The organism is Alcaligenes faecalis (assembly GCF_009497775.1).
Taxonomy (GTDB): domain Bacteria; phylum Pseudomonadota; class Gammaproteobacteria; order Burkholderiales; family Burkholderiaceae_B; genus Alcaligenes; species Alcaligenes faecalis_D.
In genome coordinates this window covers 716,687-742,347 of record NZ_CP031012.1, presented here as the reverse complement: position 1 = coordinate 742,347, position 25,661 = coordinate 716,687, and the positions used below count along the sequence as shown (strand labels likewise).

Annotated in this window: 24 protein-coding genes and 6 tRNA genes; 20 read left to right on the top strand and 10 right to left on the bottom strand. The window is 57.2% G+C overall.

Going from position 1 to position 25,661, the window contains the following annotated elements:
- Window positions 1-219: 219 nt before the first annotated feature.
- Complete coding sequence (locus DUD43_RS03435) at window positions 220-450, bottom strand: hypothetical protein (protein ID WP_153229159.1); 231 nt, start codon at window positions 448-450, stop codon at window positions 220-222.
- Here DUD43_RS03435 and DUD43_RS03430 point away from each other — a divergent pair.
- From DUD43_RS03430 to DUD43_RS03385, 10 genes are all read left to right on the top strand, one after another.
- Window positions 418-493 (top strand) — tRNA-Ala (locus DUD43_RS03430). The genes DUD43_RS03435 and DUD43_RS03430 overlap by 33 nt on opposite strands.
- A gap of 27 nt (window positions 494-520) precedes the next feature.
- Window positions 521-596 (top strand) — tRNA-Glu (locus DUD43_RS03425).
- 20 nt (window positions 597-616) lie between these two features.
- Window positions 617-693 (top strand) — tRNA-Asp (locus DUD43_RS03420).
- Window positions 694-817: 124 nt separating this feature from the next.
- Window positions 818-893 (top strand) — tRNA-Ala (locus DUD43_RS03415).
- 27 nt (window positions 894-920) lie between these two features.
- Window positions 921-996: transfer RNA gene (locus tag DUD43_RS03410), tRNA-Glu, on the top strand.
- Window positions 997-1,016: 20 nt separating this feature from the next.
- Window positions 1,017-1,093 (top strand) — tRNA-Asp (locus DUD43_RS03405).
- 368 nt (window positions 1,094-1,461) lie between these two features.
- A complete protein-coding gene (locus DUD43_RS03400; protein ID WP_153229158.1) occupies window positions 1,462-2,073 on the top strand; it encodes a TetR/AcrR family transcriptional regulator in 612 nt (203 codons plus the stop codon).
- A 54-nt stretch (window positions 2,074-2,127) separates the two neighbouring features.
- Window positions 2,128-3,213, top strand: coding sequence for an efflux RND transporter periplasmic adaptor subunit (locus DUD43_RS03395; protein WP_153229157.1), 1,086 nt, complete (start codon window positions 2,128-2,130; stop codon window positions 3,211-3,213).
- The gene (locus DUD43_RS03390; protein ID WP_153229156.1) at window positions 3,210-6,272 is read left to right on the top strand and encodes an efflux RND transporter permease subunit; all 3,063 of its coding nucleotides are present in this window, start codon (window positions 3,210-3,212) and stop codon (window positions 6,270-6,272) included. Before DUD43_RS03395 ends, DUD43_RS03390 begins: the two co-directional genes overlap by 4 nt.
- A gap of 115 nt (window positions 6,273-6,387) precedes the next feature.
- Complete coding sequence (locus DUD43_RS03385) at window positions 6,388-6,870, top strand: DUF3293 domain-containing protein (protein WP_153229155.1); 483 nt, start codon at window positions 6,388-6,390, stop codon at window positions 6,868-6,870.
- On the opposite strand, the gene DUD43_RS03380 is transcribed toward DUD43_RS03385, so the two are convergent.
- Window positions 6,847-7,269 (bottom strand): acyl-CoA thioesterase, encoded by a 423-nt coding sequence (locus DUD43_RS03380; RefSeq protein WP_153229154.1) that lies wholly within the window; start codon window positions 7,267-7,269, stop codon window positions 6,847-6,849. The two genes, DUD43_RS03385 and DUD43_RS03380, sit on opposite strands and share 24 nt — an antisense overlap.
- A 288-nt stretch (window positions 7,270-7,557) precedes the next feature.
- Here DUD43_RS03380 and bioB point away from each other — a divergent pair, with 288 nt between their 5' ends.
- From bioB to DUD43_RS03365, 3 genes are all read left to right on the top strand, one after another.
- Window positions 7,558-8,574 (top strand): biotin synthase BioB, encoded by a 1,017-nt coding sequence (gene bioB / locus DUD43_RS03375; protein WP_153229153.1) that lies wholly within the window; start codon window positions 7,558-7,560, stop codon window positions 8,572-8,574.
- Between the two features lies 1 nt (window position 8,575).
- Entirely contained in the window at window positions 8,576-9,427 is an 852-nt protein-coding gene (locus DUD43_RS03370) for an EamA/RhaT family transporter (protein ID WP_153229152.1), read from the top strand.
- Window positions 9,428-9,592: 165 nt separating this feature from the next.
- Window positions 9,593-10,612: a BMP family protein gene (locus DUD43_RS03365; RefSeq protein ID WP_153229151.1), complete on the top strand. Its 1,020-nt coding sequence runs from the start codon at window positions 9,593-9,595 to the stop codon at window positions 10,610-10,612.
- Window positions 10,613-10,712: 100 nt separating this feature from the next.
- On the opposite strand, the gene DUD43_RS03360 is transcribed toward DUD43_RS03365, so the two are convergent.
- From DUD43_RS03360 to DUD43_RS03340, 5 genes are all read right to left on the bottom strand, one after another.
- Window positions 10,713-12,257: an MFS transporter gene (locus DUD43_RS03360; RefSeq protein WP_153229150.1), complete on the bottom strand. Its 1,545-nt coding sequence runs from the start codon at window positions 12,255-12,257 to the stop codon at window positions 10,713-10,715.
- A gap of 166 nt (window positions 12,258-12,423) precedes the next feature.
- Window positions 12,424-12,933 (bottom strand): peroxiredoxin, encoded by a 510-nt coding sequence (locus DUD43_RS03355; protein ID WP_153229149.1) that lies wholly within the window; start codon window positions 12,931-12,933, stop codon window positions 12,424-12,426.
- A gap of 390 nt (window positions 12,934-13,323) precedes the next feature.
- On the bottom strand, window positions 13,324-14,649 hold the full coding sequence (locus DUD43_RS03350; RefSeq protein ID WP_153229148.1) for a TRAP transporter large permease: 1,326 nt from the start codon (window positions 14,647-14,649) through the stop codon (window positions 13,324-13,326).
- Window positions 14,646-15,281, bottom strand: coding sequence for a TRAP transporter small permease (locus tag DUD43_RS03345; protein ID WP_153229147.1), 636 nt, complete (start codon window positions 15,279-15,281; stop codon window positions 14,646-14,648). Before DUD43_RS03345 ends, DUD43_RS03350 begins: the two co-directional genes overlap by 4 nt.
- Before the next feature lie 119 nt (window positions 15,282-15,400).
- Window positions 15,401-16,384 carry a TRAP transporter substrate-binding protein gene (locus tag DUD43_RS03340; protein ID WP_153229146.1) on the bottom strand — a complete coding sequence of 328 codons (984 nt, stop codon included), beginning with the start codon at window positions 16,382-16,384 and terminating at the stop codon, window positions 15,401-15,403.
- A gap of 115 nt (window positions 16,385-16,499) precedes the next feature.
- Here DUD43_RS03340 and DUD43_RS03335 point away from each other — a divergent pair, with 115 nt between their 5' ends.
- The 7 genes from DUD43_RS03335 (at window position 16,500) to glp (ending at window position 22,272) form a co-directional block, all read left to right on the top strand.
- Complete coding sequence (locus DUD43_RS03335) at window positions 16,500-18,470, top strand: PAS domain S-box protein (RefSeq protein ID WP_194273437.1); 1,971 nt, start codon at window positions 16,500-16,502, stop codon at window positions 18,468-18,470.
- Window positions 18,463-19,101, top strand: a complete 639-nt coding sequence (locus DUD43_RS03330; RefSeq protein ID WP_153229144.1) for a response regulator transcription factor — start codon at window positions 18,463-18,465, stop codon at window positions 19,099-19,101. Before DUD43_RS03335 ends, DUD43_RS03330 begins: the two co-directional genes overlap by 8 nt.
- Before the next feature lie 80 nt (window positions 19,102-19,181).
- A complete protein-coding gene (gene moaC / locus DUD43_RS03325) occupies window positions 19,182-19,685 on the top strand; it encodes a cyclic pyranopterin monophosphate synthase MoaC (protein WP_009463872.1) in 504 nt (167 codons plus the stop codon).
- 19 nt (window positions 19,686-19,704) lie between these two features.
- On the top strand, window positions 19,705-19,962 hold the full coding sequence (gene moaD / locus DUD43_RS03320; protein ID WP_042483151.1) for a molybdopterin converting factor subunit 1: 258 nt from the start codon (window positions 19,705-19,707) through the stop codon (window positions 19,960-19,962).
- Between the two features lies 1 nt (window position 19,963).
- Window positions 19,964-20,443 carry a molybdenum cofactor biosynthesis protein MoaE gene (locus DUD43_RS03315; protein WP_042483149.1) on the top strand — a complete coding sequence of 160 codons (480 nt, stop codon included), beginning with the start codon at window positions 19,964-19,966 and terminating at the stop codon, window positions 20,441-20,443.
- A complete protein-coding gene (moaB, locus tag DUD43_RS03310; RefSeq protein ID WP_153229143.1) occupies window positions 20,436-20,966 on the top strand; it encodes a molybdenum cofactor biosynthesis protein B in 531 nt (176 codons plus the stop codon). Before DUD43_RS03315 ends, moaB begins: the two co-directional genes overlap by 8 nt.
- A 100-nt stretch (window positions 20,967-21,066) precedes the next feature.
- Window positions 21,067-22,272 (top strand): gephyrin-like molybdotransferase Glp, encoded by a 1,206-nt coding sequence (gene glp, locus DUD43_RS03305; RefSeq protein WP_153229142.1) that lies wholly within the window; start codon window positions 21,067-21,069, stop codon window positions 22,270-22,272.
- A 253-nt stretch (window positions 22,273-22,525) separates the two neighbouring features.
- Here the strand turns inward: glp and mobA are convergent, their stop codons facing one another.
- The 3 genes from mobA to DUD43_RS03290 all read right to left on the bottom strand — a co-directional run bounded on the left by mobA (window position 22,526) and on the right by DUD43_RS03290 (window position 25,547).
- Window positions 22,526-23,125, bottom strand: coding sequence for a molybdenum cofactor guanylyltransferase MobA (gene mobA / locus DUD43_RS03300; RefSeq protein ID WP_153229141.1), 600 nt, complete (start codon window positions 23,123-23,125; stop codon window positions 22,526-22,528).
- Entirely contained in the window at window positions 23,122-24,366 is a 1,245-nt protein-coding gene (moaA, locus tag DUD43_RS03295; protein WP_228125885.1) for a GTP 3',8-cyclase MoaA, read from the bottom strand. The genes mobA and moaA overlap by 4 nt, the downstream gene beginning before the upstream one ends.
- A gap of 74 nt (window positions 24,367-24,440) precedes the next feature.
- Window positions 24,441-25,547, bottom strand: coding sequence for a substrate-binding domain-containing protein (locus DUD43_RS03290; protein ID WP_194273436.1), 1,107 nt, complete (start codon window positions 25,545-25,547; stop codon window positions 24,441-24,443).
- Window positions 25,548-25,661: the final 114 nt, after the last annotated feature.

The window sequence follows — 25,661 nt, the reverse complement described above, 5'->3', positions numbered from 1 at the left end:
CAACGAAGCATACCATCATTAGATTACAGAGCTGCGCAAATTTCTCACAAACCCTGCATTTATGCGCCTAAGAAGGGAATTAGACCGCCCGGAAAGGGACAAAAAAACGACGCTAATAGTTGAAAGCATTTCCTTCTATTGAGCCATAAATGAAATGTTATGACACAAAGAAGATACAAAACCCCGTATAAAACAAAAAGATACAAGCACGATCAGGGATCACCCGAAGCCCGATTTCCGGCTCTCGCCGGCCTGGGGCATCGCCTGCCCTGCCTGCCCCACTTCCCTCTCTGACAGCCCCTCTGAAGTTTTTTTCACTTTATTTTGGTTTTTTTCTTCAAAAGACTTGCACAAAGATAAAAACACCTTCATAATCTCAATTCTTCGTTGGTGGTCAACAAAAAAGAACACCGAAATGGGGGTATAGCTCAGCTGGGAGAGCGCTTGCATGGCATGCAAGAGGTCAGCGGTTCGATCCCGCTTACCTCCACCAAAAAATGAAGATTAGCTGTAGAGTCCTGTCCCCTTCGTCTAGAGGCCTAGGACACCACCCTTTCACGGTGGGTACAGGGGTTCGAATCCCCTAGGGGACGCCAAGATTCTTGGCAACCGCTGCGGAGCGGTAGTTCAGTTGGTTAGAATACCGGCCTGTCACGCCGGGGGTCGCGGGTTCGAGTCCCGTCCGCTCCGCCAAAAGATTTTAAAAATCAGTCCCGGACTGGTTTTAGCAGTTTGAAGTGGCAAGCCTCGTCAAGCCTGACACTTATTTCGATACTTTGGTTTTTTGACGCAGTTAAAAAACGAAGTAAAGAAAATTGGGGGTATAGCTCAGCTGGGAGAGCGCTTGCATGGCATGCAAGAGGTCAGCGGTTCGATCCCGCTTACCTCCACCAAAAAACGACGATTTAGTTGTAAGTCCTGTCCCCTTCGTCTAGAGGCCTAGGACACCACCCTTTCACGGTGGGTACAGGGGTTCGAATCCCCTAGGGGACGCCAAGATTCTTGGCAACCGCTGCGGAGCGGTAGTTCAGTTGGTTAGAATACCGGCCTGTCACGCCGGGGGTCGCGGGTTCGAGTCCCGTCCGCTCCGCCAAAAAATTCAAAAAGCCTGATAGATTTCGATCTGTCAGGCTTTTTTCATGTCTGCTCGAACTACCTGGCTCCACGACCGGGCACACATCGAAATGGCAAGGTCGGCCTGTTACCAGATCCCGATCCTCTATAGCCACCTCACCCATCGGCTCCCAAAAAGCCAGATAGCTTTGAGATACCGCAGGCTTTCCACCTTCCTGCACTCCAATCTACAACCGTGTTGCAGCTTATTCAGACGCGACACCCGCAGCCACCCACCCCTTCCCAAAAAAAACAGCCAATTCCTGGCTGCAGACACTCAATTTTCTTGCCCCCAAGCCCCAAGGAAGTTAATGTATTGCATTATCGTTACTTCAACATTCAACTTCTATGCCAGCCAGTACTCTGGGCCAGCGTGGTCCGACCGAGCATCATCGCCGCGAACAGATCATTGAGCAGGCCAATACGCATTTCCGGCTCTACGGGTATCGCAAAACCTCTGTTGCCAGCCTGGCCAAATCCATAGGCGTATCCAGCGCTTATCTGTACCGTTTCTTCGACTCCAAGCAGGCTATCGGCCAAGCAATTTGCCATTCCGTGCTCAATGGTATGCACGTACAGTTGCAGCAGATTGTTGAGGGCGATTTGCCCCCGATTGAACGCCTGCGCTATTTCATTGAAACCGCCTGCAACCTAAGCCTGGAGCTGTTCTTGCAGGAAGGCCGCATGCAGGAAGTGGTGATTGAAGCGCTGCAAAATAACTGGGCAACGGTGGATCAGCACAGAGAGGATTTGCTGACTCAAATCACCGCCCTGGTACGCGCGGGTCGTGAGAGCGGTGACTTTGAACGTCGCACGCCTTTGGACGAGGTGGTTCAAGGGATCCTGTTTGCCCTGACCGCCTGTCTGCACCCTGTCTTGCTGGAAATACATCCACCTGAAAAAACCCGCCAGGGTTTGCTGGTGGTGACGCAGCTTATCCTGCGCAGCCTGATGCCTTGAGCATCAAGCCCCAAGTTACAGTTCATCCAACCATTTACCTACCCGGAGTCCTGCATGGCTCTTTTTCGCTCTCTTAGTCCTGTCTTGAGTTTGTCCGCCGCCCTTGTACTGATGGGGTGCAGCCAGCAAACGCAGGAGGCCGACCCTCGCACTCAGGCTCCTTTGGTGATTCAAAGCGTGATTCAGCCCAAGGCCGATCAGCAGCGACGTTTTCTGGGTCTGGTCAGCGCACGGATTGAAAGCCCGCTGGCCTTTCGGGTAGGCGGCAAGATTGATACGCGCAAGGTCCAGAACGGCGAGCATGTGGAAAAAGGCCAGCTCTTGATGACGCTGGACCCCAAGGATCTGCAACTGGATCACCGCGCCCGTCTGGCGGCTGTACAAGCGGCACAGGCTCAGGCCGAGCAAGCCCAGTCGGATTACAAGCGCTTGTCCCTGTTGGTGGAACAAGGCGGCGTCTCCCGTCAGGCTCATGAACAAAGCCAGAAGGCGCTGCGTAGCGCTCAGGCAAATCTGAAGTCTGCCCAGGCACAGGCTGAAATGGCTCACAATGCCGACCAATACAGCTCTCTGAAAGCAGAGGCCAGCGGCATTATTACCGCCCAGTTGGGTGATGTGGGTCAGGTGGTCAGCGCCGGACAAACCGTCTTGCGTCTGGCCCAGGACGGCCCACGTGATGTGATCGTCAGCCTGCCCGAGCAGTGGGATATCCCACTAGGCACCCGCGCCACTATCGAGCTGACGGACTCCCAGGAAAGCCTGCCCGCCCAGCTGCGCGAGTTGGCTCAATCCTCTGACCCTGCAACTCGCAGCTATCAGGCCCGCTTTTCCTTCGAGGGCGAGAACGTCACCGCACGGCTGGGTTCCAGCGCCATTGTGCATTTGACGCCCCCGGATGCAGACGCCTTGAATCAAGTTCCACTCACCGCAATTTACGATGCAGGCAAAGGCCCCGGCGTGTGGGTGATTGATGACCAGAAAACAGTGCACTGGCAGCCCGTAACCATTGCCAAGCTGGCCCAGGAACACGCTTACCTGTCCCAAGGACCTGATGCTGGCACGCCCATCGTGGCCTTGGGCGCAAACCTTTTGCATGAAGGCCAGGAAGTGCTTCCTGAAACACGCGAGGCCAAGCAATGACAGGCCGCTTCAACCTTTCCGCGCTGGCGGTACGTGAGCGGGCCATCACGCTGTTCCTGATTATTGCTCTGGCAGCCTCCGGCATTTACTCCTTCGTGAAACTGGGGCGAGCCGAAGACCCGGCGTTTACCGTGAAAGTGCTGACGGTCACCGCCATGTGGCCCGGAGCCACAGCTCAGGAAATGCAGGATCTGGTGGCCGAGCCCATGGAAAAGCGCATGCAGGAGCTGCGCTGGTTTGACAAGGTAGAGACCGTCACCCGCCCCGGCACGGCCTTGATGGTGGTGACCCTGAAAGACACCATGCCGCCTGCGGACGTTCAAAGCGAGTTCTATCAGCTACGCAAGAAACTGCAGGATCAGGCTCCGCGCTTGCCTAAAGGCGTACAAGGGCCGTTCGTGAACGATGAGTACTCGGACGTGTCCTTCAGCCTGTTCGCACTGCAAGCGCCCGGCCTGCCGCCGCGCCTGCTGACTCGTGAGGCCGAAAAGGTACGCAGCCAGCTGCTGCAAGTCCCCGGCGTCAAGAAGGTCAATATTCTGGGTGAACAAAGCGAGCGCATTTTTGTCGATCTGGACGAAGCCAAGCTGCACAATCTGCAGCTTAATCCTCAACAGATTCTGGAAGCCTTGTCCAAGCGCAGCGCCATGACGGCCAGTGGTGCCGTCAGCACTGATGGCCCCCGTATTTACCTGCGTCTCAGTGCCGGTCTGGACGATGTCGAGGCCATCAGCAACACCTATATCTACGTACAGGGCCACAATCTGCGTCTGGGCGATATTGCCACTGTCAGCCGTGGTTACGAGGACCCGCCCAGCTTCGAGATTCACCACAACGCGCAATTTGCCATGCTGCTGGATGTGGTGATGCAAGAAGGCTACAACGGCCTGTATCTGGGCAAGGATCTGGAAAAAGCACGAGAAGATATTGCCGCTACCCTGCCCCTGGGCTTCTCGCTGGATACCGTCACCAACCAGTCGGTGAACATTGCTTCCGCCGTGGGCGAGTTCATGTTCAAGTTTTTCGCTGCGCTTAGCGTGGTGCTGCTGGTGTGTCTGGTCAGCATGGGCTGGCGGGTCGGGATTGTGGTGGCTGCAGCCGTTCCCCTGACGCTGGCCATGGTGTTCGTCATCATGATGATGACGGGCAAGGTGTTTGACCGGGTGACGTTGGGTGCGCTGATTATCTCGCTGGGCCTGCTGGTGGACGACGCCATTATTGCGATCGAGATCATGATCGTGAAAATGGAAGAAGGCATGGACCGCCTGAAGGCCGCCGCCTATGCCTGGAACCATACAGCTGCACCCATGCTGTCCGGTACGCTGGTAACGATTATCGGCTTCCTGCCGGTGGGTTTTGCCCGGTCCTCTGCCGGGGAATATGCCGGCAATATCTTCTGGATTCTGGCCGCCGCCCTGCTGACCTCCTGGCTGGTTGCCGTGGCCTTCACCCCCTATATGGGCGTGAAACTGCTGCCCGCGATTCCTGCCCGCCCTGGCGGTCACCAAGCCATTTACGACACCCCGAACTACATGCGTCTGCGCCGCATGATTGCCTGGTCGGTACACCACAAGTTTCTGGTGGCCGGGATTGTGGTGGTTGCCTTCGTGATGGCGGCGGTGGGCATGGGCTTCGTCAAGCAGCAGTTCTTCCCTACCTCCGACCGGCCCGAGCTGCTGGTAGAAGTGCAGTTACCTGAAGGCAGCAGTATTCAGTCCACGCAGGCCGTTACTCGCAAGGTAGAGAGCTGGTTGCGTGAGCAGCCTGAAACCAAGCTGGTCACCAGCTATGCCGGACAAGGGGCACCACGTTTCTTTCTGTCCTACAACCCAGAACTGCCTGACCCTTCCTTTGCGCGTCTGGTGGTACTGACAGCCGATCACCACGACCGCGATGCCCTGCTGCAACGCTTCCGCCAAGTAGTGGCCGATGGCCTGACGCCGGAAGCACGAGTTCGTGCGACTCAGCTGGTATTCGGGCCATCCACTAAATACCCGGTGGAGTTTCTGGTGCGTGGCCCCGATCTGGACAAGCTGCGTGATATTTCCGAGCAGGCCATGACAGTCATGCGTGCCGACAAGGACATGCGTCAGGTGAACGTGGATTGGGGTTCGCGTGTACCCGTCCTGAAGCTGGACGTAGACCCGCAACGTCTGCAAGCCCTGGGCCTGAATCGCCAGAGTCTGGCAGAGCAAATCCAGTTGCAGCTGGACGGTACGACAGTGGCGGAATACCGCGAGGACTTGCGTAATGTGCTGGTTGTGGCGCGCAGCTCGGCCATCAATCGCCATGACCCAACCCGCCTGTCCGGTCTGACTGTCGTGAATGACCAGGGCCAGAACCTGCCCCTGGAGCAAGTCGGCAAACTGGAAATCATGCAGGAAGAACCCAAGCTGGCGCGTCGCAATCGCCTGCCCACCATGACAGTACGGGGTGATATTGCGCCGCACGTACAACCGGCAGAAGTGGCCAACCGGGTGATGAAGGAGTTTGCCTCCTTGAAAGCTTCCCTGCCCCCTGGCTACCTGATCGAGATGAGCGGCATTACCGCCGAGGCCAAGAAATCCAATGACGCGCTGCTGCCCGTCTTCCCGGTCATGATTGCCTTGATGCTGCTGGTTATCGTGGTTCAGGTGCGTTCGCTCTCGAACATGATCATGGTGTTCCTGACCGCTCCCCTGGGCCTGATCGGCAGCGTGCCTGCCTTGCTGATTTTCCAGCAACCCTTTGGCTTTACCGCAATTCTGGGGCTGATTGGTTTGGCGGGGATTCTGATGCGCAATACCTTGATTCTGATTGAACAGATCAAGACCAACCGGGCCGAAGGGGCCTCCCCCTACGATGCCGTGATTGAAGCTACTGTGCAGCGTGCCCGCCCCGTCATTCTGACGGCGCTGGCCGCCGTGCTGGCCTTCATCCCGCTGTCCTTCTCCGTGTTCTGGGGCTCCATGGCCCTGACATTGATCGGCGGTACGGCGATTGGCACCATCCTGACGCTCTTGTTCTTGCCCAGCTTGTATTCGATCTGGAATCGAATCCAGGATCCACGCGTCTCATAACTTGCTTGAAGGCTGAAACTGTGTAAATAATGGATGCATGGTTTGAATACAGACAAACCATGCATCCCACTGCCAGTCTTGTGGGTCCGGAGAACAGAACGACGCAAGATAGCTTATGTCTACACAGAAAGACCTGCCCGCCGCCCTGTCTCACGCTTTCGAGAAGGCGATCTACCGTGTACACAGCCCCCAGGGCGATATCGACGTGCGCATCGGCCAGCTCAACCGCCCTCTGAATCGATTACTGGAACAAGAAAAAAGCCGTGGCGCGGCAATTTTGACCGCCTGCAATCCAGGCGCGCAAATTTGCAGCCGTGCCTTTAACGATGCGGTTCAGGAAAGCTTGCTGCGCGATTTGCAGAAGCTGGATTTGCGCTGGTGGCCCGCCGTGAATCTGGACCCCAAAGGCAAATGGCCGGATGAACCCAGCCTGCTGGTGCTGGACATCAGCCTGCAACAGGCACGCTGGCAAGCCCGCCTGTTCAAGCAATTGGCTTTTGTTTATATCCCGCTCAACGGCAAGCCGGCGCTGCATCAAGTGCAGCAACGCCTGCCCGTATCGGGTCAGGCCGATTTAAACAGCCCCGTTCCCTTCTAGGCGCTGACGGAAGTCTTGGGCAATGGCGGCGCCTTTCAGCCGCCCTTCCGGCAAGACCTGTGCCCAGGCGCGCCACTCGTGGCCGGTTGCTACCAGCACACCATCCATATTGAATACTTGATATTCAAGCTTGAAGCGACGCTCCAGCCATTGGGCCACATGCACGCAAACGCGAATTTCGCGGTCATAGGTAACCGGTGCGCGGAAGTTGGCACCCACATCCACCAGGGGCGTTACCGCATCATATTCTTGTCGCAAGATACGCTGGCTCAAGCCCGCTTGTCGCAGCCACGCCTGATACGTGCAATCAAACCAGTAAAAATAATTGGGATAGAAAACAATCCCGGCCTCATCGCAATCACCCCATTCCACGGTGATGCGGCGCTCGAACACGTGCATGTTTATCCTTTTGCCAAATAACCTGTCAGTTTACCTCGGATAAAAAGGTGGAAACCACGGTAATCAGGCACTGAACCAGCCCTTGAAACATTTTGCAAACACTATCGAAGAAACAATTTGTATCGCGCACAAGAATGTAAATTAAGCGAAGTTAATAACAATTTCGCCTAACCATCGCTGAAATAAGCCCCATAACAGGAATAGCCCTCGGAACCAGGCAGCCCCGGCAGTCGTCTTTCACAGGCAGAGAACCTAGCATAGCCGCGTCACTGAATAAGGTAGCCTGCCATGTCTGTAAATACCCCCGCACCCTGGACGATCCGTCGCATCATGGAGCTTTACGAGCTGCCCTTTATGGACCTCGTGTTCCAGGCGCAGACCGTACATAGACAGCATCACCCGGCCAATCAAATCCAGCTCTCCAGCCTGCTGTCCATCAAGACAGGCGCCTGTCCCGAGGATTGCTCCTACTGCCCGCAATCCTCCAAATACCAGACCGAGCTGGAACCTGAACCCTTGATGCCCCTGGAGCAAGTACTGGAAGCCGCCCGCGCGGCCCAGGCACAGGGCGCACAACGCTTTTGCATGGGTGCCGCCTGGCGTTCTCCTACAGAAAAACAATTGGATCAGGTCATTGATATGGTCAGCGCCGTCAAAGCGATGGGGCTGGAAACCTGTGTCACCCTGGGCATGCTGAAAGACGGTCAGGCCCAGCGCCTGAAAGATGCCGGGCTGGACTACTACAACCACAATCTGGACACCTCCCCGGAGTTCTATGGCCAGATCATCAGCACGCGCACTTACCAGGACCGTCTGGACACGCTGGAGCGCGTACGTGCAGCTGGTTTGAACAGCTGCTGCGGCGGGATTATCGGCATGGGTGAAAGCCGTCGTGAGCGTGCTGGCCTGCTGGCTCAGTTGGCTAATATGCGTCCCTACCCCGAGTCCGTGCCTATCAACCAATTGGTGAAAGTGCCGGGCACGCCGCTGGATCAGGTTGATGATCTGGACCCCTTCGAGTTTGTACGCACCATTGCCATTGCGCGTATCCTGATGCCCACCAGCGCCGTGCGCCTGTCGGCGGGTCGCGAAACCATGGATGACAGCACCCAGGCTCTGTGCTTTATGGCGGGTGCCAACTCCATTTTCTATGGCGAGCAATTACTGACTACCGGCAACCCTCAGTTTGTAGCGGACCAGGATCTGTTTGCCCGTCTGCAACTGGAGGCGGCCAAAACCACGCTGTCCGAACCCCCTTTGTCTTTGGAACAAACCCGTCCACGCGCTATGGTCGAGGCCCTCTAATATGCTCACTCTGATCGCCAGCATTCTGTGCAGTGTTGCCGTTTCCATTCTGTTGAAAGTTGCTCGCCAGCGGCAGATCGATGTCGCCCAGGCCATCATGGTCAACTACGGCGTGGCGGTCACCTTGAGTCTGGTGCTGCTGCAACCGCATCCCAGCAGCCTGCTGAACCCCGCCACACCCTGGTGGATTCTGATTGCCTTGGGCGTGCTCTTGCCCAGCATCTTTCTATTCATGGCGGCGGCAGTACGGCAAGCCGGGATTGTGTTGAGCGATGCCGCCCAGCGCCTGTCCCTGTTCATTCCCCTGCTGGCGGCCTTTCTCCTGTTTGGCGAGCATCTGGCTGGCCAGAAACTGCTGGGCATCGCCCTGGCCCTGACCGCCTTGCTGTGCCTGCTGATACGTCCGCGTCAGTCCAATAGCCAGGAAACAGGCTCCGGGCATCCTGCCCTGATGCTGCTGGCTGTATGGCTGGGCTATGGCGTGATCGACATCATGTTCAAGCAGCTCTCCAAAGCCGGTGCCGCGTTCTCCAGCAGTCTGGTGGTGTCCTTCTCGCTGGCCGGTGTGCTGATGCTGTGCTGGCTACTGGCCAAACGCACCAGTTGGCACAAAGGCAGTCTTTTGGCCGGTCTGGTACTGGGCTTGCTGAACTTCGGAAATATTTTCTTCTACATACGCGCCCACCAGATCTTCCCGGAGAACCCCACCCTGGTGTTCTCGGCCATGAATATTGGTGTGATTGCCATGGGTGCCATCATTGGCGCAGGCTTTTTCAAAGAAAAACTCAGCGCACTCAATATGGTGGGGGTTGCCCTGGCAATTGGCGCTATCGTGGCCCTGATTCCACGGTAAACAGGGCCGGGCGTGTCTCATACACGCCCGCTAAAACGTACTATACGAAAATTCTTATATTTGAAATTTAAAACGTCGGGGACCACGGCTTTTCATCTCCTGTAGATTAGAAAAAAAATGATTTTTACCGACGCCCACGTCGGAAACTACACAGGAGACATGATCATGACCGGATTTACCCGTCGCCAATTACTGCTGGCCGCCGCTTCCGCAGGAGCAGGCGCAATGGCTGCCCCCTGGCTAAGCCGCAGTGTGCTGGCAGCCAGCAAACCCGTAGTTGCAGCCTTGTTCTGCGGCCACATCGACGACAACGGCTTCATGCAAGCCGGTTATCAGGGCTTCAAGAAAGCCGTGGACCAGTTGCCCATTACCGGCCACTACAAAGACCAGGTCGCTAACGAAACCCAGGCACAAATTGCCGCCCTGCGCGAACTGGCTACTCAATACAAACCGACCTTGCTGATTGCCCACGGCGGTCAAAATACCGATGCTGCCCTGGCTGTTGCCAAGGAGTTTCCGGATACCCGCTTTGTGATCACGCAAGGTGCCGTTACCGCCAGCAATCTGAGCAGCTATGACGTGCGTCAGGAAGAGTCCGCCTGGCTGGCCGGTGCCTATGCCGCCCTGATGACGAAAACCGGCGTGGTGGCCCACCAGTCCGGCATACGCGTACCACCTGGTTTGCGCGCCCGCGCTTCCTACGCCGCTGGCGTCAAGCACGCCAATCCGGATGTGAAACTGCTGACGAACTTCTCCGGCAATCAGGATGATATTGAACTGGCCGCCCGCGTCACCCAGGCACAGGCCAAAGCCGGTGCAGACATCATCTACACCATGCTGAACAAAGGCCGTAGTGGCACGACGCAGGCCTGCCGTGAACTGGGCATCAAAGAGATTGGCAATGTGATTGACTGGGTGGCCCGCGAGCCCGACGTATTCGTCGGTTCGGCCTGGGCAGATGTGGGCATTGGCGTGTTTGAAGCCTGCAAGGACCTGAGCGAAAACAAGTTCGAATCTGGCAAGATCTTCAAGGTTGGCCTGCAACAGCCGGATGCGGTGCGCCTGATCATGGCCCCGAACACACCCGATGCCGTGCGCCAGCGTATTGCCGCGTTTCAGCAGAATATTCTGTCTGGCAAGATTGAGGTTGAGGCCGAATTTAACGGGCCTGAATTCCAGATTTAAAATCTGGGCAGAAATAAAAAACCCAGGCTTGGCCTGGGTTTTTTCATGAGTGAATCGTGAGCCTGAGGCACTACAAAAACAGGCTCGATTCTGGCGTCTATCAAGGGGACGGATCTGACGGTTTACGCTCGTTCTTGGCGTCTTCCGCACTGCCCAAGCTTTCCCCATCTGCCGGCTTGCCAGAGATATCCGAACCCTCGAAATTCCCCGAGCTTCCCGAGCTTCCCGAGCTTCCCGAGCTTCCCGAGCTTCCAACACCAGGATCAACGCTCTTGTCCTCCCCGGCAAGCGTATCTACTGTAGCCTCATCCTCGGCCTGACGCTCCACTGCGGTGCTTTCTGTGACCGCAGGCACGCGCTCCTCAACCGGAGGCAGATCCTCGAACACCGGGTCATGCGACACGTCCGAACTGATATCCACCCGTGGGTCCAGTGCCACCGCCGCAGCCGAGCTCTGCAAACTGTCCGGCATAGGCACAAAGTTGGTTGGCGCATCCTGGCTCAAGTGATCGCCCAATACCTTTTGCGGACGAACCAGCAGGACCAAGGCCAAGCCACAGGCAGCCACAAAGATGTAGTACAGATTGCTGCCAATATAAGACATCAGGCCGCCGGCAAGCAGCGGCCCCAGACAGGCCCCCAGGCCATACACCATGTACAAAATGGCGCTCAAGCCAACTCGCCGTTCCGGGTCCACGTTGTCATTGGCAAACGCCGCCCCCAAGGGGTACAGCGTAAATTGCAGAATCCCGAACAGTGCCGAAAAGACCAGCAAGAACCAGAACGGTGCCTCGAACCAGCCCCACAAGGGGATGGCCAAGGCCAGCAAACAGATCGCGTTGATACGGATCAGCTTGACGCGATTCATGCGGTCCGCCAGCCAACCCACCGGCCACTGAGCCAACACCCCGGCAGCCACCGACACGGCGACAAACAAGGCGGCCTGCTCATTGCTTAAATGGACACGCACCGCATACACCGGCGCCAGACCGTAAAAGGCCCCGGTCAACATACCGGCCACCAGCAACACCATCATGGACAAGGGCACACGGTCCACGTAGTAGCGCGCATTAATGGGCGCAGGCACTTGCAAGGGCGGGTGACTGCGACGGGTAATCGCCACCGGCACCAGACTGAAGGCCGAACAGATCGCCACAAAAACCAGCGGCTCGTAATTCAAATGCGGGAACAGGGTCAGCGACAACTGCCCCAGCACGGTGCCCAGGCTGGAGAACACCATGTAAAAGGCAAAAATGGTGCCACGCTGACTATTGTCGCTTTGCTCGTTCAGCCAGCTTTCGATCCCCATGAACTGCACCACCATGGCCGCGCCCGCCAAAAAACGCAGCAGCAGCCAGACGTACATGGAATCGACCAGAATCTGAACCAGCACACAGATGGTGACAATGGCAGCACTGGCGGCGTACGCCCGAATATGGCCCACGCCCATGATCAGGCGGTGACCCATACGAGCACCAAATACCAGGCCCAGGTAATACACCGCAATCAGCCCGCCAATCCATACCTCTGACACCGAGATGGCCGTCAGGCGCACCCCCATGAAAGTATTGAACAGGCCCGAGCTGAGCAAGAGCATCAGGGTCGCAAAGTACAGGGACGAAAACGCACCCACCGATGACAGCATTCACTCATCCTAAAAAAAACTGCAGCACCGCCCTCACTCTCGCTATCGTCCAGATTCCGGCCTCGGTTTTGCGACAGGAGCACGGTAAAAAAAAGCGCCAGCTTGCAGCCAGCGCTTTGTAATCCTTCTATCCCTCGCCACGCCGGACTGGCGGGGGATCAGATACTTACGACTTTACCTGTTTCAACAGGGTGTCTGCATCCGATGTATGCAGGCCGCCGTCGTTATCAATGTTCAGTTGTTTGACAACGCCGTCTTCCAGCAAGGCGGAGAAACGCTTGGAGCGCACGCCCAGGCCTTTGGAAGTCAGGTCAAATTCCAGACCCAATGCTTTGGTCCAGATGGCGCTGCCGTCAGCCAGCAAACGCACTTTGCCATTGACGTTCAGGGACTTGCCCCAAGCGCCCATCACGAAAGGATCGTTAACGGCCACGCACCAGATCTCGTCCACGCCAGCGGCTTTGAACTCGTCTGCCTTGGCAATAAAGCCAGGCAGGTGCTGCTCGGAGCAGGTAGGGGTGAAAGCGCCTGGAACGGCGAACACGGCAATTTTCTTGCCTTTAACCAGATCAGCCACCTGAAAGTTGTTGGGGCCCAGAGGGCAGCTTTCTGTGGCGGTTTCAATGTACTCGCTAAGGGTCGCGTCTGGAACGCGCGCACCGACTGAAATGGACATAAGGTCTCCGTATGAATGAATACCGCCAGCATGGCGGCCCGAACTACCTATGATACTAATAGACTGGCCTGTCTAATAGGCAAATAATACTTATCAGTACGTTTCACTTGCCTACAAAGCCAGAGAAAACCCTTCAGCACTGAAGGACAATCAGACAAGGACACCTAGGCAGTAAGTTATAGAGGAATCTGGAATCAGCCAGTTCCGGCACTCAAAAAAACACAGTCGATACGACAAAAAAACTGCCAGTACCCAAACCGAGCACCCATAAAAAAGGCCGGGCTTGTCGCCCGGCCTTCAAGGTGATTCACGTCTTACACAGATTGCATAAAGCCGTACTGCCACATCATGGGCTCACCTCGCCCTGCTCGCGGATAGCGATCAGGACTTCTACAGCCATCCCATCATGCGGGGCAGCCAAAGCGTAATTTCTGGAATGAAGGTAATCATCAGCAGGAAGGCCAAACCGGTCAGCAACCAAGGCACCGTGGACTTGGTAACTTCGGTCAGGCCCAACTTCGATATGCTGGACGCCACATACAAGTTCAAGCCCACCGGCGGTGTCGCCAGCCCGATCTCCATATTTACCACCAGCATGATGCCGAAGTGGACCGGGTCCATACCCAGCTTCATGGCAACGGGGAACAGGATGGGGGCCATGATCAGGATCAGACCCGAAGGCTCCATCACCATACCGATCACCAGCAGCAGGACGTTCACGAACAGCAGGAAGGCAATCAGGCCCATGCCTTGCGACACAATCCATTCCGCAATCGCCTGTGGAATCTGCTCGGACGTCAGAATGAAGGCGAACATGACCGCGTTGGTGATGATGTACAGCAGCATGGCGCTCATGGCTGCCGATTCCAGCACAATACGCTTCACCTCGCGCAGCTTCACGTCCTTGTAGACCCAGACCGCAATCACAAAGGCGTAGACCGCGCTGATGGCTGCTGCTTCGGTAGGCGTGAACACACCGGAGTAAATACCACCCATCACGATAACGATCAGCATCAGGCCCCAGATGGAGTCCATGAAGGCACGCCAGCGCTCTTTAAAGCTAGCGCGTGGCATACGGGGGTAATTCAGTTTCCAGGCGCGATACATGGTGGTCGTACCCAACAGGAAGGCCAGAATCAGACCCGGCACCACACCGGCAATAAACAGCTGACCAATCGAAGCCGTCCCCACTTTGACGCCATCCGGGCCTTCTACCATCATGCCGCTGGTGGCTACTGCGTACATCACCATCACAATCGAAGGTGGCAGCAAGATGCCCAGACCGCCGGAGGTGGCCACAATGCCGGTCCCGAATTGCACGGGATAGCCTTGTTTGACCATGGCCGGAATCATGATGGAACCAATGGCCGCCACCGTAGCAGGCGAAGAACCACTAATCGATGCAAACAAAGCGCAAGCCAGTACCGCAGCCAGACCCATGCCGCCAGGCAAGTGGCCGACCATGGAAGCGGCAAAGCGAATCATGCGCTGCGCAACCCCACCATGCGTGAGGAAACTACCGGCCAGGATGAAGAACGGAATCGCCATGATCTCGAACTTCTCGATCCCGGTGAACAGCTTGAGCGCAATACTGTCCATCGGCACTTCGGTCATGGTGAACAGGAAGCCCATCACCGTCAGACCCAGGGCAATCGATACCGGCATGCCTGTCAGCAACAGGATAGCCAGCAGAGCAAAAATAATCAGGGCGGTCATGCGCGCGCTCCTTCGGATTCAGACACACCGCGCTCTGTTTCAGCGATCAGATCAGCCGCAGGCTCGTGATGGGGCAAATGGCCCGTCTGGATAAAATTCATCAAGGCTTGCAGGAAGCGGAAACACATCAGCAGGGAGCCCGCAGGCACCGCCAGATACACAATCCATACCGGCACTTCCAGGTCAGCCGACACCTGGACGGTCTGGGCAATACCGTATACAAAGCGGCCACCAATCCAGGCAACAATGGCCGTGAACAAGGCACCGGAGAACAGGGAAATCACCACCAGCAGATGACGCCAGCGTGGACCCACGGAGTTCACCAGCACGTCCACACCCACGTGGATACCAACACGAACGCCGTATGCGGCGCCGAACTTGGCCATCCAGACAAACAGGTAAATGCACAGCTCCTGTGCCCAGAGCAAGTTGATGCCGGCCACGCTTCGGTAGGTAGAACGGGCCATGGCGGTGACAGACTCGTAACCCTGAGCCCGCGACCAGGACACCAGATCAGCCAGCAGGCTGACCGAGTAGCGCTGGCAGACCGCTACAAAAATAATCACTACGGCCGCCACCATCAGAAATGAGATGAACATTTCCTCAAAGCGGTCCAGAAATCGTAAAAACATGGGTAGCTCCAGACTACAGTCTGCCCGCCCAGAGGCCGGGCAGACACATGCATGTAGCGGGAAGAAAAGAAGAACAGGTCTGAATCAGACCTGTACAAGACAATCAGATGAAGCAGGCTTTATTCGGTAGCCTTGTAGAAGGCGTCGATCACGTCCTGACCGATACGCGAGGCCATTTCCTTGTGAACAGGACGCAGCTGCTTGACCCATTCCTGACGCTCGGCATCGCTCAACTGATAGAACTGGGTCTTGCCGGACTCTTCCATGGCTTTCATGGAATCGTTGTTCTCTTGCTCAGCGATGTCGTTGGCGTAAACCGTGGCTTCGTCCATGGCCTTTTCCATACCTTGACGAATATCGTCAGGCAGACCTTCCCAGAACTTCTTGTTCACGATCACGGCATAGCCCAGGTAACCGTGGTTGGACACGGTGGCGTGCTTTTGCACTTCGTGCATTTTCTGGGTGTACATATTGGACGGCGGGTTCTCGGTGCCATCCACAACGCCGGTTTGCAGCGCCTGGTACACCTCGGAGAAGGCCATCACCTGAGGCACAGCGTCCAGTGCCTTGAACTGGGCTTCCAGAACCTTGGAGGACTGGATGCGCATCTTCAGACCCAGGAAGTCGTCCACGCTTTTCAGGGGGCTGTTGGCGCTCATGACCTTAAAGCCGTTATCCCAGTAGGACAGACCCTTGATGCCCTTGGGCTCCAGCTTGTCCAGCAACATGCGGCCCACAGGACCTTCAGTAACCTTACGCAGATCGGTACGATCATTGAAGATGAAAGGCAGGTCGAACACTTCAAATTCGCGCACGCCCAGAGGGCCAAACTTGGCCAGCGACGGAGCCAGCATGTGCACGGCGCCCAGTTGCAGGGCTTCCAGCTCTTCCTTGTCCTTGTACAGTTGCGAGTTCGGGTAGACCTCGACAACCACCTTGCCCTCGGTGTACTTTTCGGCCAGTTCTTTAAAGCGCACGGCGCCCTTGCCCTTGGGTGTATCTGGCGATACAACGTGGCTGAACTTGATGATCATGGGGTTAGCCAAAACAGGCGCGGACAAGAATACGGACGCCAGCAAGCTGGCCACAAGGGTCTTTTTCATGTTTGCCTCCGGTCGGTTAAGAGCCGACACGTTTTATTGATTGATGTGCTTGAAAGCGTGTAGCTTAAAAAAGCGGTCCCGAATTATCTATTGTGGAAATCCGAAACCATTTGTCATGATGCGTCTTGCTCGTCCGTCCGGATTCATACGCCAGGCTGCCTCGCGCACCCTGGCGGCCTACCCGATCAGCACCTATGTGCCTATTTTGGCCATCCTGATTATTGTGCTGCTGATGGGCGTCTTTGCCTGGGCGGTCAATAAGGAGCGCGATGACGAACAATCCAACGAGCTGATACGCAATGCCTTGTGGGTGGAGCAATCCCTGTCCTTTCAGTTGCGCTCACACGAGAACAATTTAAGCCGTATTGCCAGTGAAATTGAAGTCCACTCCCAGGCTGTCACGACCCAGACGGCGCTGACGCAATTACAGCACTTCAAGACCATCCACCCTGATCTATTGAAAGTCGCCGTGCAGGATCGCTTTGGCACCACCTTGCTGGTACGCCCGCCCGGTGCCGATACACGGATTGCGGCCCACGTCAGCACGCCGCGCACCTCCACCTGGCTGCCTGCCTACTATTCCAATGAACACCAGGAAAGCGTGCTGGATCTGGTGGTTCCCATTTACGAAGACAACGATATTGTCGGCACCTTGCGCGCCACCTTTTCCCTGGCCACCATCCTGATGGAAAACGTGCCCTGGTGGATTGCCGAGCAATATCACGTCTCCCTGATCGACCAAAGCGACCAGACGCTTGCCACACGCTCCAAAGGCGAGCCGGGGCAAAACGAATTGCGTTACGCCATGTCGGTAGACCCGCCACTGCATGGCGTACGTTTGCTGATGACGCCCTATCCGCAAACAAGCATCCCCACCTTCACCTTGCTGCTGACCGTAATTGCCGGTCTGGCCTTGCTGGCTGTGGTGAACCTGGCCATGCAGCATCACTACGCCCGCAAGCGCCGTGATGCTGAGCTGGCCCTGATGCAGGAACAAGCCTTTCGCAGTGCGATCGAGAACTCCATGGTGACCGGCATGCGCGCCCGCGATCTGGACGGCAAGGTGCTGTATGTGAATCCGGCGTTTTGCGAACTGGTGGGCCGCAGCAGCGAAGAGATTATTGGCCTGGCGCCGCCCATGCCCTGGTGGGTGCCGGAGATGATGGATGAAACGCTGGAGCGTCGGGATCGCCTGAAGTCCTCCCGCTCCGTGCAGGTTTTTGACACGCTGTTCCAGCGCCCGGACGGCTCGCGCGTCGATGTGCAGGTATTTGAGTCCCCGCTGATTGACGCGCAAAAACGGCACGTGGGCTGGATCAGCTCCATCATCGACATCAGCTCGCGCAAGCAGGCCGAAGCCCTGGCCAGTTCACAGTCCGAACAGTTGCACCACACGGCCAAGCTCATCACCATGGGTGAAATGGCCTCCACGCTGGCCCACGAACTGAACCAGCCGCTATCAGCCATTGCCAGCTATGCGGCTGGCTCCCTGAACCTGCTGGGTAATGAACCGTTGGACCCGAAACAGCTACGCCGCGGTCTGGAAAGTCTGGCGGAACAAACCCGCCGCGCGGGGCAAATCATTCACCGCATTCACGACTTTGTCCGGAAGCGCGATCCGCAGCTTAGCCCCCTGAATTTGCCCGATGCCTTGCAAGGCGCTTTGGCCATGGCAAAAGCAGGTCTGCGTCATCACCAGATTCAGCTGATCGTGCCCGCCCACCCCGAGAACCTGCCCGTCATGGGCGACAAGGTGCTGCTGGAACAACTGATTTTCAACCTGCTGCGCAATGCCGCCGAAGCCATGTCCGGTCTGGAGCCGGAACGCCGGGTACTGGAGGTCAGCATGCAGGCCAGCAATGGTGTCGTGCTGGTGATGGTGGCCGACCAGGGCCCCGGCGTGGCAGCCACTATCATGGCCGAGGTGTTCCAGGCCTTTACCACCACCAAAGCCCAGGGTCTGGGCATTGGCCTGAATATTTGCCGCTCCATTGTGGAGCTGCACCATGGCAAACTCTGGTTTGAAAACGGGGTTCCCCACGGTGCTACCTTCCTGTTTTCCTTACCCTTGATCGAACATGACTAAGCGCGCTCCTTTGGTCCACATCGTGGACGACGACCCGGCCATCCGCGATGCCCTGTCCTGGCTTTTTTCCACTCGTCAGGTCAATACCGAACTCTGGGACAGTGGCGAGGCCTTTCTGGATGCCCTCAGTCCCGAAACCCAGGGCTGCATCCTGCTCGACATACGTATGGATGGACTGTCCGGCCTGGAAGTGTTCGAGCAATTGCGCGAACGCCCGTCCCCTCTGCCCGTTATTTTCCTGACGGGCCACGGTGACCTGCCCCTGGCTGTAAACGCGCTGAAACAAGGCGCGGCAGATTTCATCGAAAAGCCTTTTAACGATAACGACCTGGTGGACCGGGTTCTGGACGTGCTGCGCAGCTACGAAGCCAGCCAGGAAGAGCGGGACAATGAGCAGGCGCTGGAAGAACGGCTGGATACCCTGTCCCAGCGCGAGCGCGAAGTACTGGCCCTGGCCCTGGAAGGACGGCTGAACAAACAGATTGCCCAGGACCTGAACATCACCATGCGCACCGTAGAAGTACACCGCGCCAGGGCACTGGAAAAAATGCAGTCCCGCACCCTGATCGAACTGGCCCGGCTGCTGGACCCGGCCCGCCTGCGGGAAGACCGCAACCCGCCGGGGCCTTAGCCAGAGCCACCGCGCCGGGTGTATATAATGCAACCATAAACAATTAGAACCGCGCACTAGGCCCGGTCCCCGGAGCGATCATGAGCACCACTACCGAAAACACAGATTTGCACCTTTCCCATCTGGATGAAGATGGAAAAGTTCAGATGGTCGATGTCAGCCACAAATCCGCCACCTCCCGCTCGGCCACGGCCCGCGCCGTGGTGCGTTTGAGCCCCGCGGCCTACCAGTTGCTGTCGGCCCAGCACAATGCCAAGGGCGAAGTGCTGAACACCGCCCGCGTGGCCGGAGTGCTGGCCGCCAAGCGCTGTGCCGAGCTGATTCCCATGTGCCACAGCCTGCCTCTGGATTTTGTCGGCATTGATTTTGAAAGCGACGCCGCCGCAGGCACCATTGCAGTACTGGCCACCTGCCGCACCCGCTACACCACCGGCGTCGAGATGGAAGCCATGACGGCCTGCTCCATTGCCGCCCTGACGATTTACGATATGTGCAAAGCGGCCGACAAAGGCATTGTGATCGAGCAGACCCGTTTGCTGGAGAAAACCGGCGGCAAAAGCGGGACCTGGACCGCTCAGCTCTAAGCCCTTTTACGGAGATACCATGACAAGCCCTTTGACATTGCGCGTCCTGTACTTCGCCCAGGTGGCCGAACGCACAGGCCAGCGCCAGGAAAACTGGGAATGGCCCCAGGAAGGTACCGTCCAGCAATGGACGGATGCCCTGTTGCAACGCCACCCGAATTTGAGCGATATGGCCGGCCGCCTGCATGTGGCGGTCAACCAGTTTCACGCCAAGCCCACCGACCCTGTCCGTCCCGGCGATGAAGTGGCTGTATTCGAGCCCGTCACCGGAGGTTGAGATGATTCGCATCCAGACCGAAGATTTTGATGTTGCCGCCCTGAATGCCGAGCTGCGTGCCACAGCTGGCGGCAAGGCCGGAGCCATGGTGACCTTTACCGGCTATGTGCGCGATCAGGCCGATGGCACCGCTACCGAGTCCCTGTTCCTGGAACACTACCCCGGCATGTGCGAGCGCGAGATCGAAGCGGTTTGCGATCAGGCCCGTCAACGCTGGCCCATTCTGGATACGCTGGTCGTACACCGCGTGGGCGAGCTGCACCTGACCGAACAAATCGTTTATGTCGGCGTCACCAGTGCCCACCGTGGGGATGCTTTCCGTGCCTGCGAATTCATCATGGACGTGCTGAAAACTCGCGCCCCTTTCTGGAAGCGCGAAACTCTGGCCGACGGCAAGCGTTTCTGGGTACAGCAGCGCGACAGCGACGCCCAGAAAACGGACTCCTGGAATACCTCTGCGGACACCGACAAGCATGTCTAAAGCCAAGACCGATTTACCCGCTGTTCGCCTGAACGCTGCTGTGCTGACCATTTCGGACCGCCGTGGCCCGGATGATGACACCTCCGGCGATTATCTGGCGGCCAGCCTGACTGACAGCGGCCATTACTGCGTGCAGCGCGCCATCAGCAGGGACAATATCTACGCCATCCGCGCCCTGCTCAGCCAATGGATTCTGGACCCGGAAATCAATGTCATTATTTGCAATGGCGGTACCGGTTTCAGCCATAAGAAATCCACGATTGCGGCGGTCACGCCTTTGCTCGATCAGGTTATTACCGGCTTTGGCGAACAGTTCCGCTACTTGTCATACCAGGATATTGGCTCCTCTGCCCTGCAATCCGATGCGCTGGCAGGAACGGCCAACCGGACCTTGCTGTTCTGCATTCCCGGCTCGGGCGGTGCCTGCAAGCTGGCCTGGGAAAAGATCCTGAAAGAGCAGCTGGACAGCCGCCATCGCCCTTGCAACTTTGCCTCTGAATATCTGGAGCCAGCCAAGCCCTGATGCCTGCAAAGGCATGGCAGTGACTGCTCCGGAACGACCTCCTTTCCACCGTGCTCTGACGCCCTGAGCCACGAATTGTTTTATCGAATTTATCCATCCTATGATCGAATTTGACGTAGCACAGCAACGGCTGGCCCAGGCAGGGCAAGTTCCAACCCAAACCGAAACCTGCGACTTGTCGCAAGCCTTGGGACGCATTCTGGCCCAGGATATTCAAGCGCAATTGGACATGCCACCCGCCGACAATAGCGCCATGGACGGCTATGCCCTGCGCCTGGCTGACATTGCCGACGGCAAGGTACTGCCCATTCAGCAGCGCTGCTATGCCGGCGATATTCCTGAAACGCTGAAAGAGAACATGGCGATTCGCATCTTTACCGGCAGCATGCTGCCGCCCGGTGCGGATACGGTGGTGATTCAGGAACACTGTCAGGAAGACGAACACGGCGTGCGCGTTCTGGAAATGCCGGTGGCTGGCGTAAACATCCGCCGCCGGGGCGAGGACATGCGCATAGGCGAAGTGCTGATCACGACAGGCACCAAGCTGACAGCGGCCCATATCGCCCAGCTGGCTGCGCAAGGCCACGCCCAGCTACAGGTCTACCCACTGTTGAATGTCGGCATTCTGACCACAGGCGACGAGCTGACCCCTGCCGGCCAGCCCCTGAAAACCGGCCAGATCTACAACTCCAACGCCCCCATGCTGCGTGCGCAGCTGCAAGCACTGGGTGTGGAATCGGTTCATGCGGTGCACGCCAAAGACACACTGGAAGCCATTCAGGACGCCCTGAAAGAACTGCTGCAACGCTGCGATCTGGTGCTGACCGTAGGCGGTGTCTCGGTCGGGGAAAAAGACTTTGTGAAGCCTGCCATCGAAGGCATAGGCGGCCAGCTGGATCTGTGGAAAGTGCGCATGAAGCCCGGCAAACCGCTGGCGCTGGCCTATATTGCCGACAAACCCCTGGTTTGCCTGCCCGGCAATCCGGTGTCCTCTTACGCCGTGTTTTCCTTGATGGTTTCGCCGCTGGTTCGTCGTCTGCAAGGTCGCCAGCACGTATTGCCCACCACGCGCTACGGGGTCCTGCAAGGCGAGCGCCACTTTGAAGGCGACCGCGAAGAGTTCATCCGCGTGCAAGTGGACAACGATGAGCAAGGCCGCCTGCTGGTGCGCCCCTTCGACAATCAAGGCTCAGGCGTGATCAGCTCCTTACCCTGGGCACAGGCACTGGCCCGCATCCCTGCCGACTCCCACGTCGCCCCCGGCGATGTGGTGCGTCTGTACGAATACAGTCAGTGGCAGGCATAAGCTAGGACGATTATTCACGCTTTGGCTTTGCCATAAAAAAACCGCCCTGATCGGGGCGGTTTTTTTGTGTTGTTTGGTTTGGTTTGATTTGGTTTGGTTTGGTTTGGTTTGGAGCTATTGAAAGATACTTCACGTAAAGACAGCCAACTGCTCAGGAGGCCCGCATAACGGAACGCTCACGCACGAACAGCCAAACCCATCCCTGCCTTTCTCTGCTCATCAATACTTGCGCAGCAAAACCACTGCAACAGGCTTACCAGCTTTGTGCCTGATCCAGATCCTGCGGCGTATTGATATTGAAAAAAGCATGCTCCGGTGCATCGCGGAAATCCACTTCCACCGCGCCTATGCTTTCCAGCCAGCTCATGACGCGGCGCTCGCCGCTAAGCAGGTATTCTTTCAGACCCGCAGCCTGATCCGTGCGCAACAACAGGCATAAGGGGTGACTGCGCTCTGCCTGTGCGTAAGCCGCCACGGCGCCCTGCTCTTCAACAGCCTTGATCAGCCGCTTACCCAGATCTGCGGGTACAAAAGGCAAGTCCACCGGACAGGACAAGGCCCATGGAGTGCTGATCTGATCCAGCACACTGACCAAACCCGCCAGCGGGCCCAGATAGCCCTCCAGTTCCAGCGCATCAGGGACCACACGGCCCCAATGGACATACTGTTCGGGATTGCGATTGGCACTGATCAGGATCGGTCCCACCTGCGGGCGCAGGCGACGCACCAGATGCTGAACCAAAGGCTGGCCCTGCAGCAGCAGCAAGCCTTTATCAATCTGGCCCGACAAATCAAAACGACGGGCCCGTCCGCCCGCCAGCACAATACCGCTGATGTCCTGTGTGCTTATCATCCGCCGATGTAACTCATCTCTATACGGTCACGACTCGTGGTTTGTTCACCCCGAATCTCGGAATATCGGTCTTGCCGTCCCGTCCAGACGCCGTGCATATAGGCGGCTAACTGTTCGTCGGAAGCACCCGAGCGCAATTGCGCCCGCACATCATAACCTTGGGAAGCAAACAGGCACAGAAACAGGCGTCCCTCGGGAGAAAGACGCATGCGCGAACAGTCCCCACAGAAGGGTTGGGTCACGCTGGTAATCACGCCGACTTCGCCCGTGCCATCCTTGAAGCGCCAGCGGCTGGCGACTTCACCACGGTATTGGGCGGCCACCGGCTCCAGCTCGAACCGGGACTGGATACGTTCCACGATATCCGCGCCATTGACGACTTCTTCCAGGTTCCAGCCATTGCTGGTGCCCACGTCCATATATTCAATAAAACGCAGAATCTGACCCGAGCCTTTGAAGTGCTCCACCATGGGCAGAATCTGGTCATCGTTCAGGCCTTTGCGCACCACCATATTGACCTTCACCGGGCTCAAACCCACAGCCTGCGCTTTGGCAATACCATCCAGCACGGTGGACACGGACACGCCGCTATCGCTCAGTTGCGTAAAGCGAGCATCGTCCAAAGCATCCAGGCTGACGGTGACGCGATTCAAGCCTGCGTCTTTCAAAGCCTGGGCTTTGCGGCCCAGCAAAGTGCCATTGGTAGTCAAGGTCAGCTCTACCGGATCACCTTCCGGTGTGCGCAGCTTGGCCAGCATGGCAATCAGCACTTCAATATTTCGACGCAATAGTGGCTCGCCACCCGTCAGGCGCAGCTTGCGCACGCCCAGGGAAACCGCCTGCCGGGCCACACGCTCGATCTCTTCAAAGCTGAGCAGGGAAGAGTGAGGCAGGAACTCATAGTCCGTGCCAAACACTTCCCTGGGCATACAGTAGGTACAGCGGAAATTGCACTTGTCGGTCAGGGAAATACGCAGATCGTGAAACGGACGGTGACGCTTGTCCAGCGGTTGCCCGGACACAGCAGCAATGCGCACCGTTGGACGGCGCGCAGGTTCAGCAGCACTCGTTTGAACCCCCTGTTCGATGCCTGACAGTACAAGCCCCGATCCAGCAGGCGCCGCGTCAGTCCGCCCCGCAGATGAAACCTCGGAGCCTGGGGAAGCCGCTTCTTGATATGGCCTGGCCTGAACCTCGTCTACAGACAGCGGTTCACGTTTTGGCCCATGATCATCGCTCATGGTGTTCTCTTTCTTTCAAGGACAGGGTTGTCCCCGTCTCATGGTGTATGTGTGTTTTCGTCAAGCGAAGGGGTCTAACGCCAGAGCATGTCGGCGGCCTGGCCGAATGCCTGTTCCAGCGTCATGATCTGTCCCAAACCCCGTGGGTCGTAACCCACCAGATCTTCCATGAATTGACTATACGCGGAACCGCCAATCACGTTCATTAGTTGCTGCATAGGAGCCTTATCCAGCGCTTCTTGCTCGACCGCGATGAAATAACGCTCCTGCGCCAGGGGAATGAACTCCAGCCCGCATCGGCTGGCCGCTGTTTCCACACCCAGGCCGGTGTCGGCCATGCCACTGGCCACGTGAGCCGCCACCGCCATATGCGTCAATTCTGTTGTTTCAAAGCCCAACACCGCATTCGTGTTTACCCCTAACTGACCCAGCAGCAAGGTGGCCAAAAAGCGGGTGCTGGACCCCATCTGACGGTTCACAAAGCGCACATCGGGCCGCAACAAATCCGCCATGCCAGTAATGTTCTTGGGGTTGCCCTTTTCCACAAACAGGCCGGTTCGGCGTGTAGACAGGAAAATCAGCCGATGACGGGCGGGAGACAACCACTGCCCATACCGGCGCATGGCAGCCACCTCGAACTCGCCTACCGGAACCTGGAAACCAGCCAGATCGCAGTCCCCACGCTCCAGCGAAGCCAGCGCTTCAATGGCCGTGCGATAGCGCAGCTCCAGCGGCAAGCCCTCGTGTTCATTGGCAAAGCGCATCAGCCCTTCAATCGCAAATCCATGGCTGGCCTGAAAGCGCAAACGGTCCAGAGGCTGGGCGTAGAGACGGCCCAGCTCCTCTTCCAGCTCGGAAGCCATGCTTTCCAGGGTTGGCGTCAAACGCGCATCCAGACGCCGGTTGGCCCACAGCAAACGCTGGGCAAACTCGGTCAGCTTGGTGCCTTTGCGCCGGGACGTTTCCAGCAAGGCCGCATCAAACTGTTGTTCGGCATTACGCAACAAGCCCCAGGCATGTCTGTAGGAAAACTGGCATTCCTTGCTGGCTCCCGCCAAGTGCCCCAGTCGCTCGATGGCACCCAACAGACGCAGCACATCCCCCATGGGGAGTTCCACGCCGTCTGCATTTTCCAGAATCCATTCAGAGCGCAGCCGGGCTTTGAATTTCTGTTTGGTCATGTGTTTTTTAGACCAGTGTGTTTTCGTATTTATGTTTTGTGCTGCATGTACCAAACATTATATATGCGAAATATTGCTTATTGAAGTTATGGACTTAAGTCGTTAGATTACGGG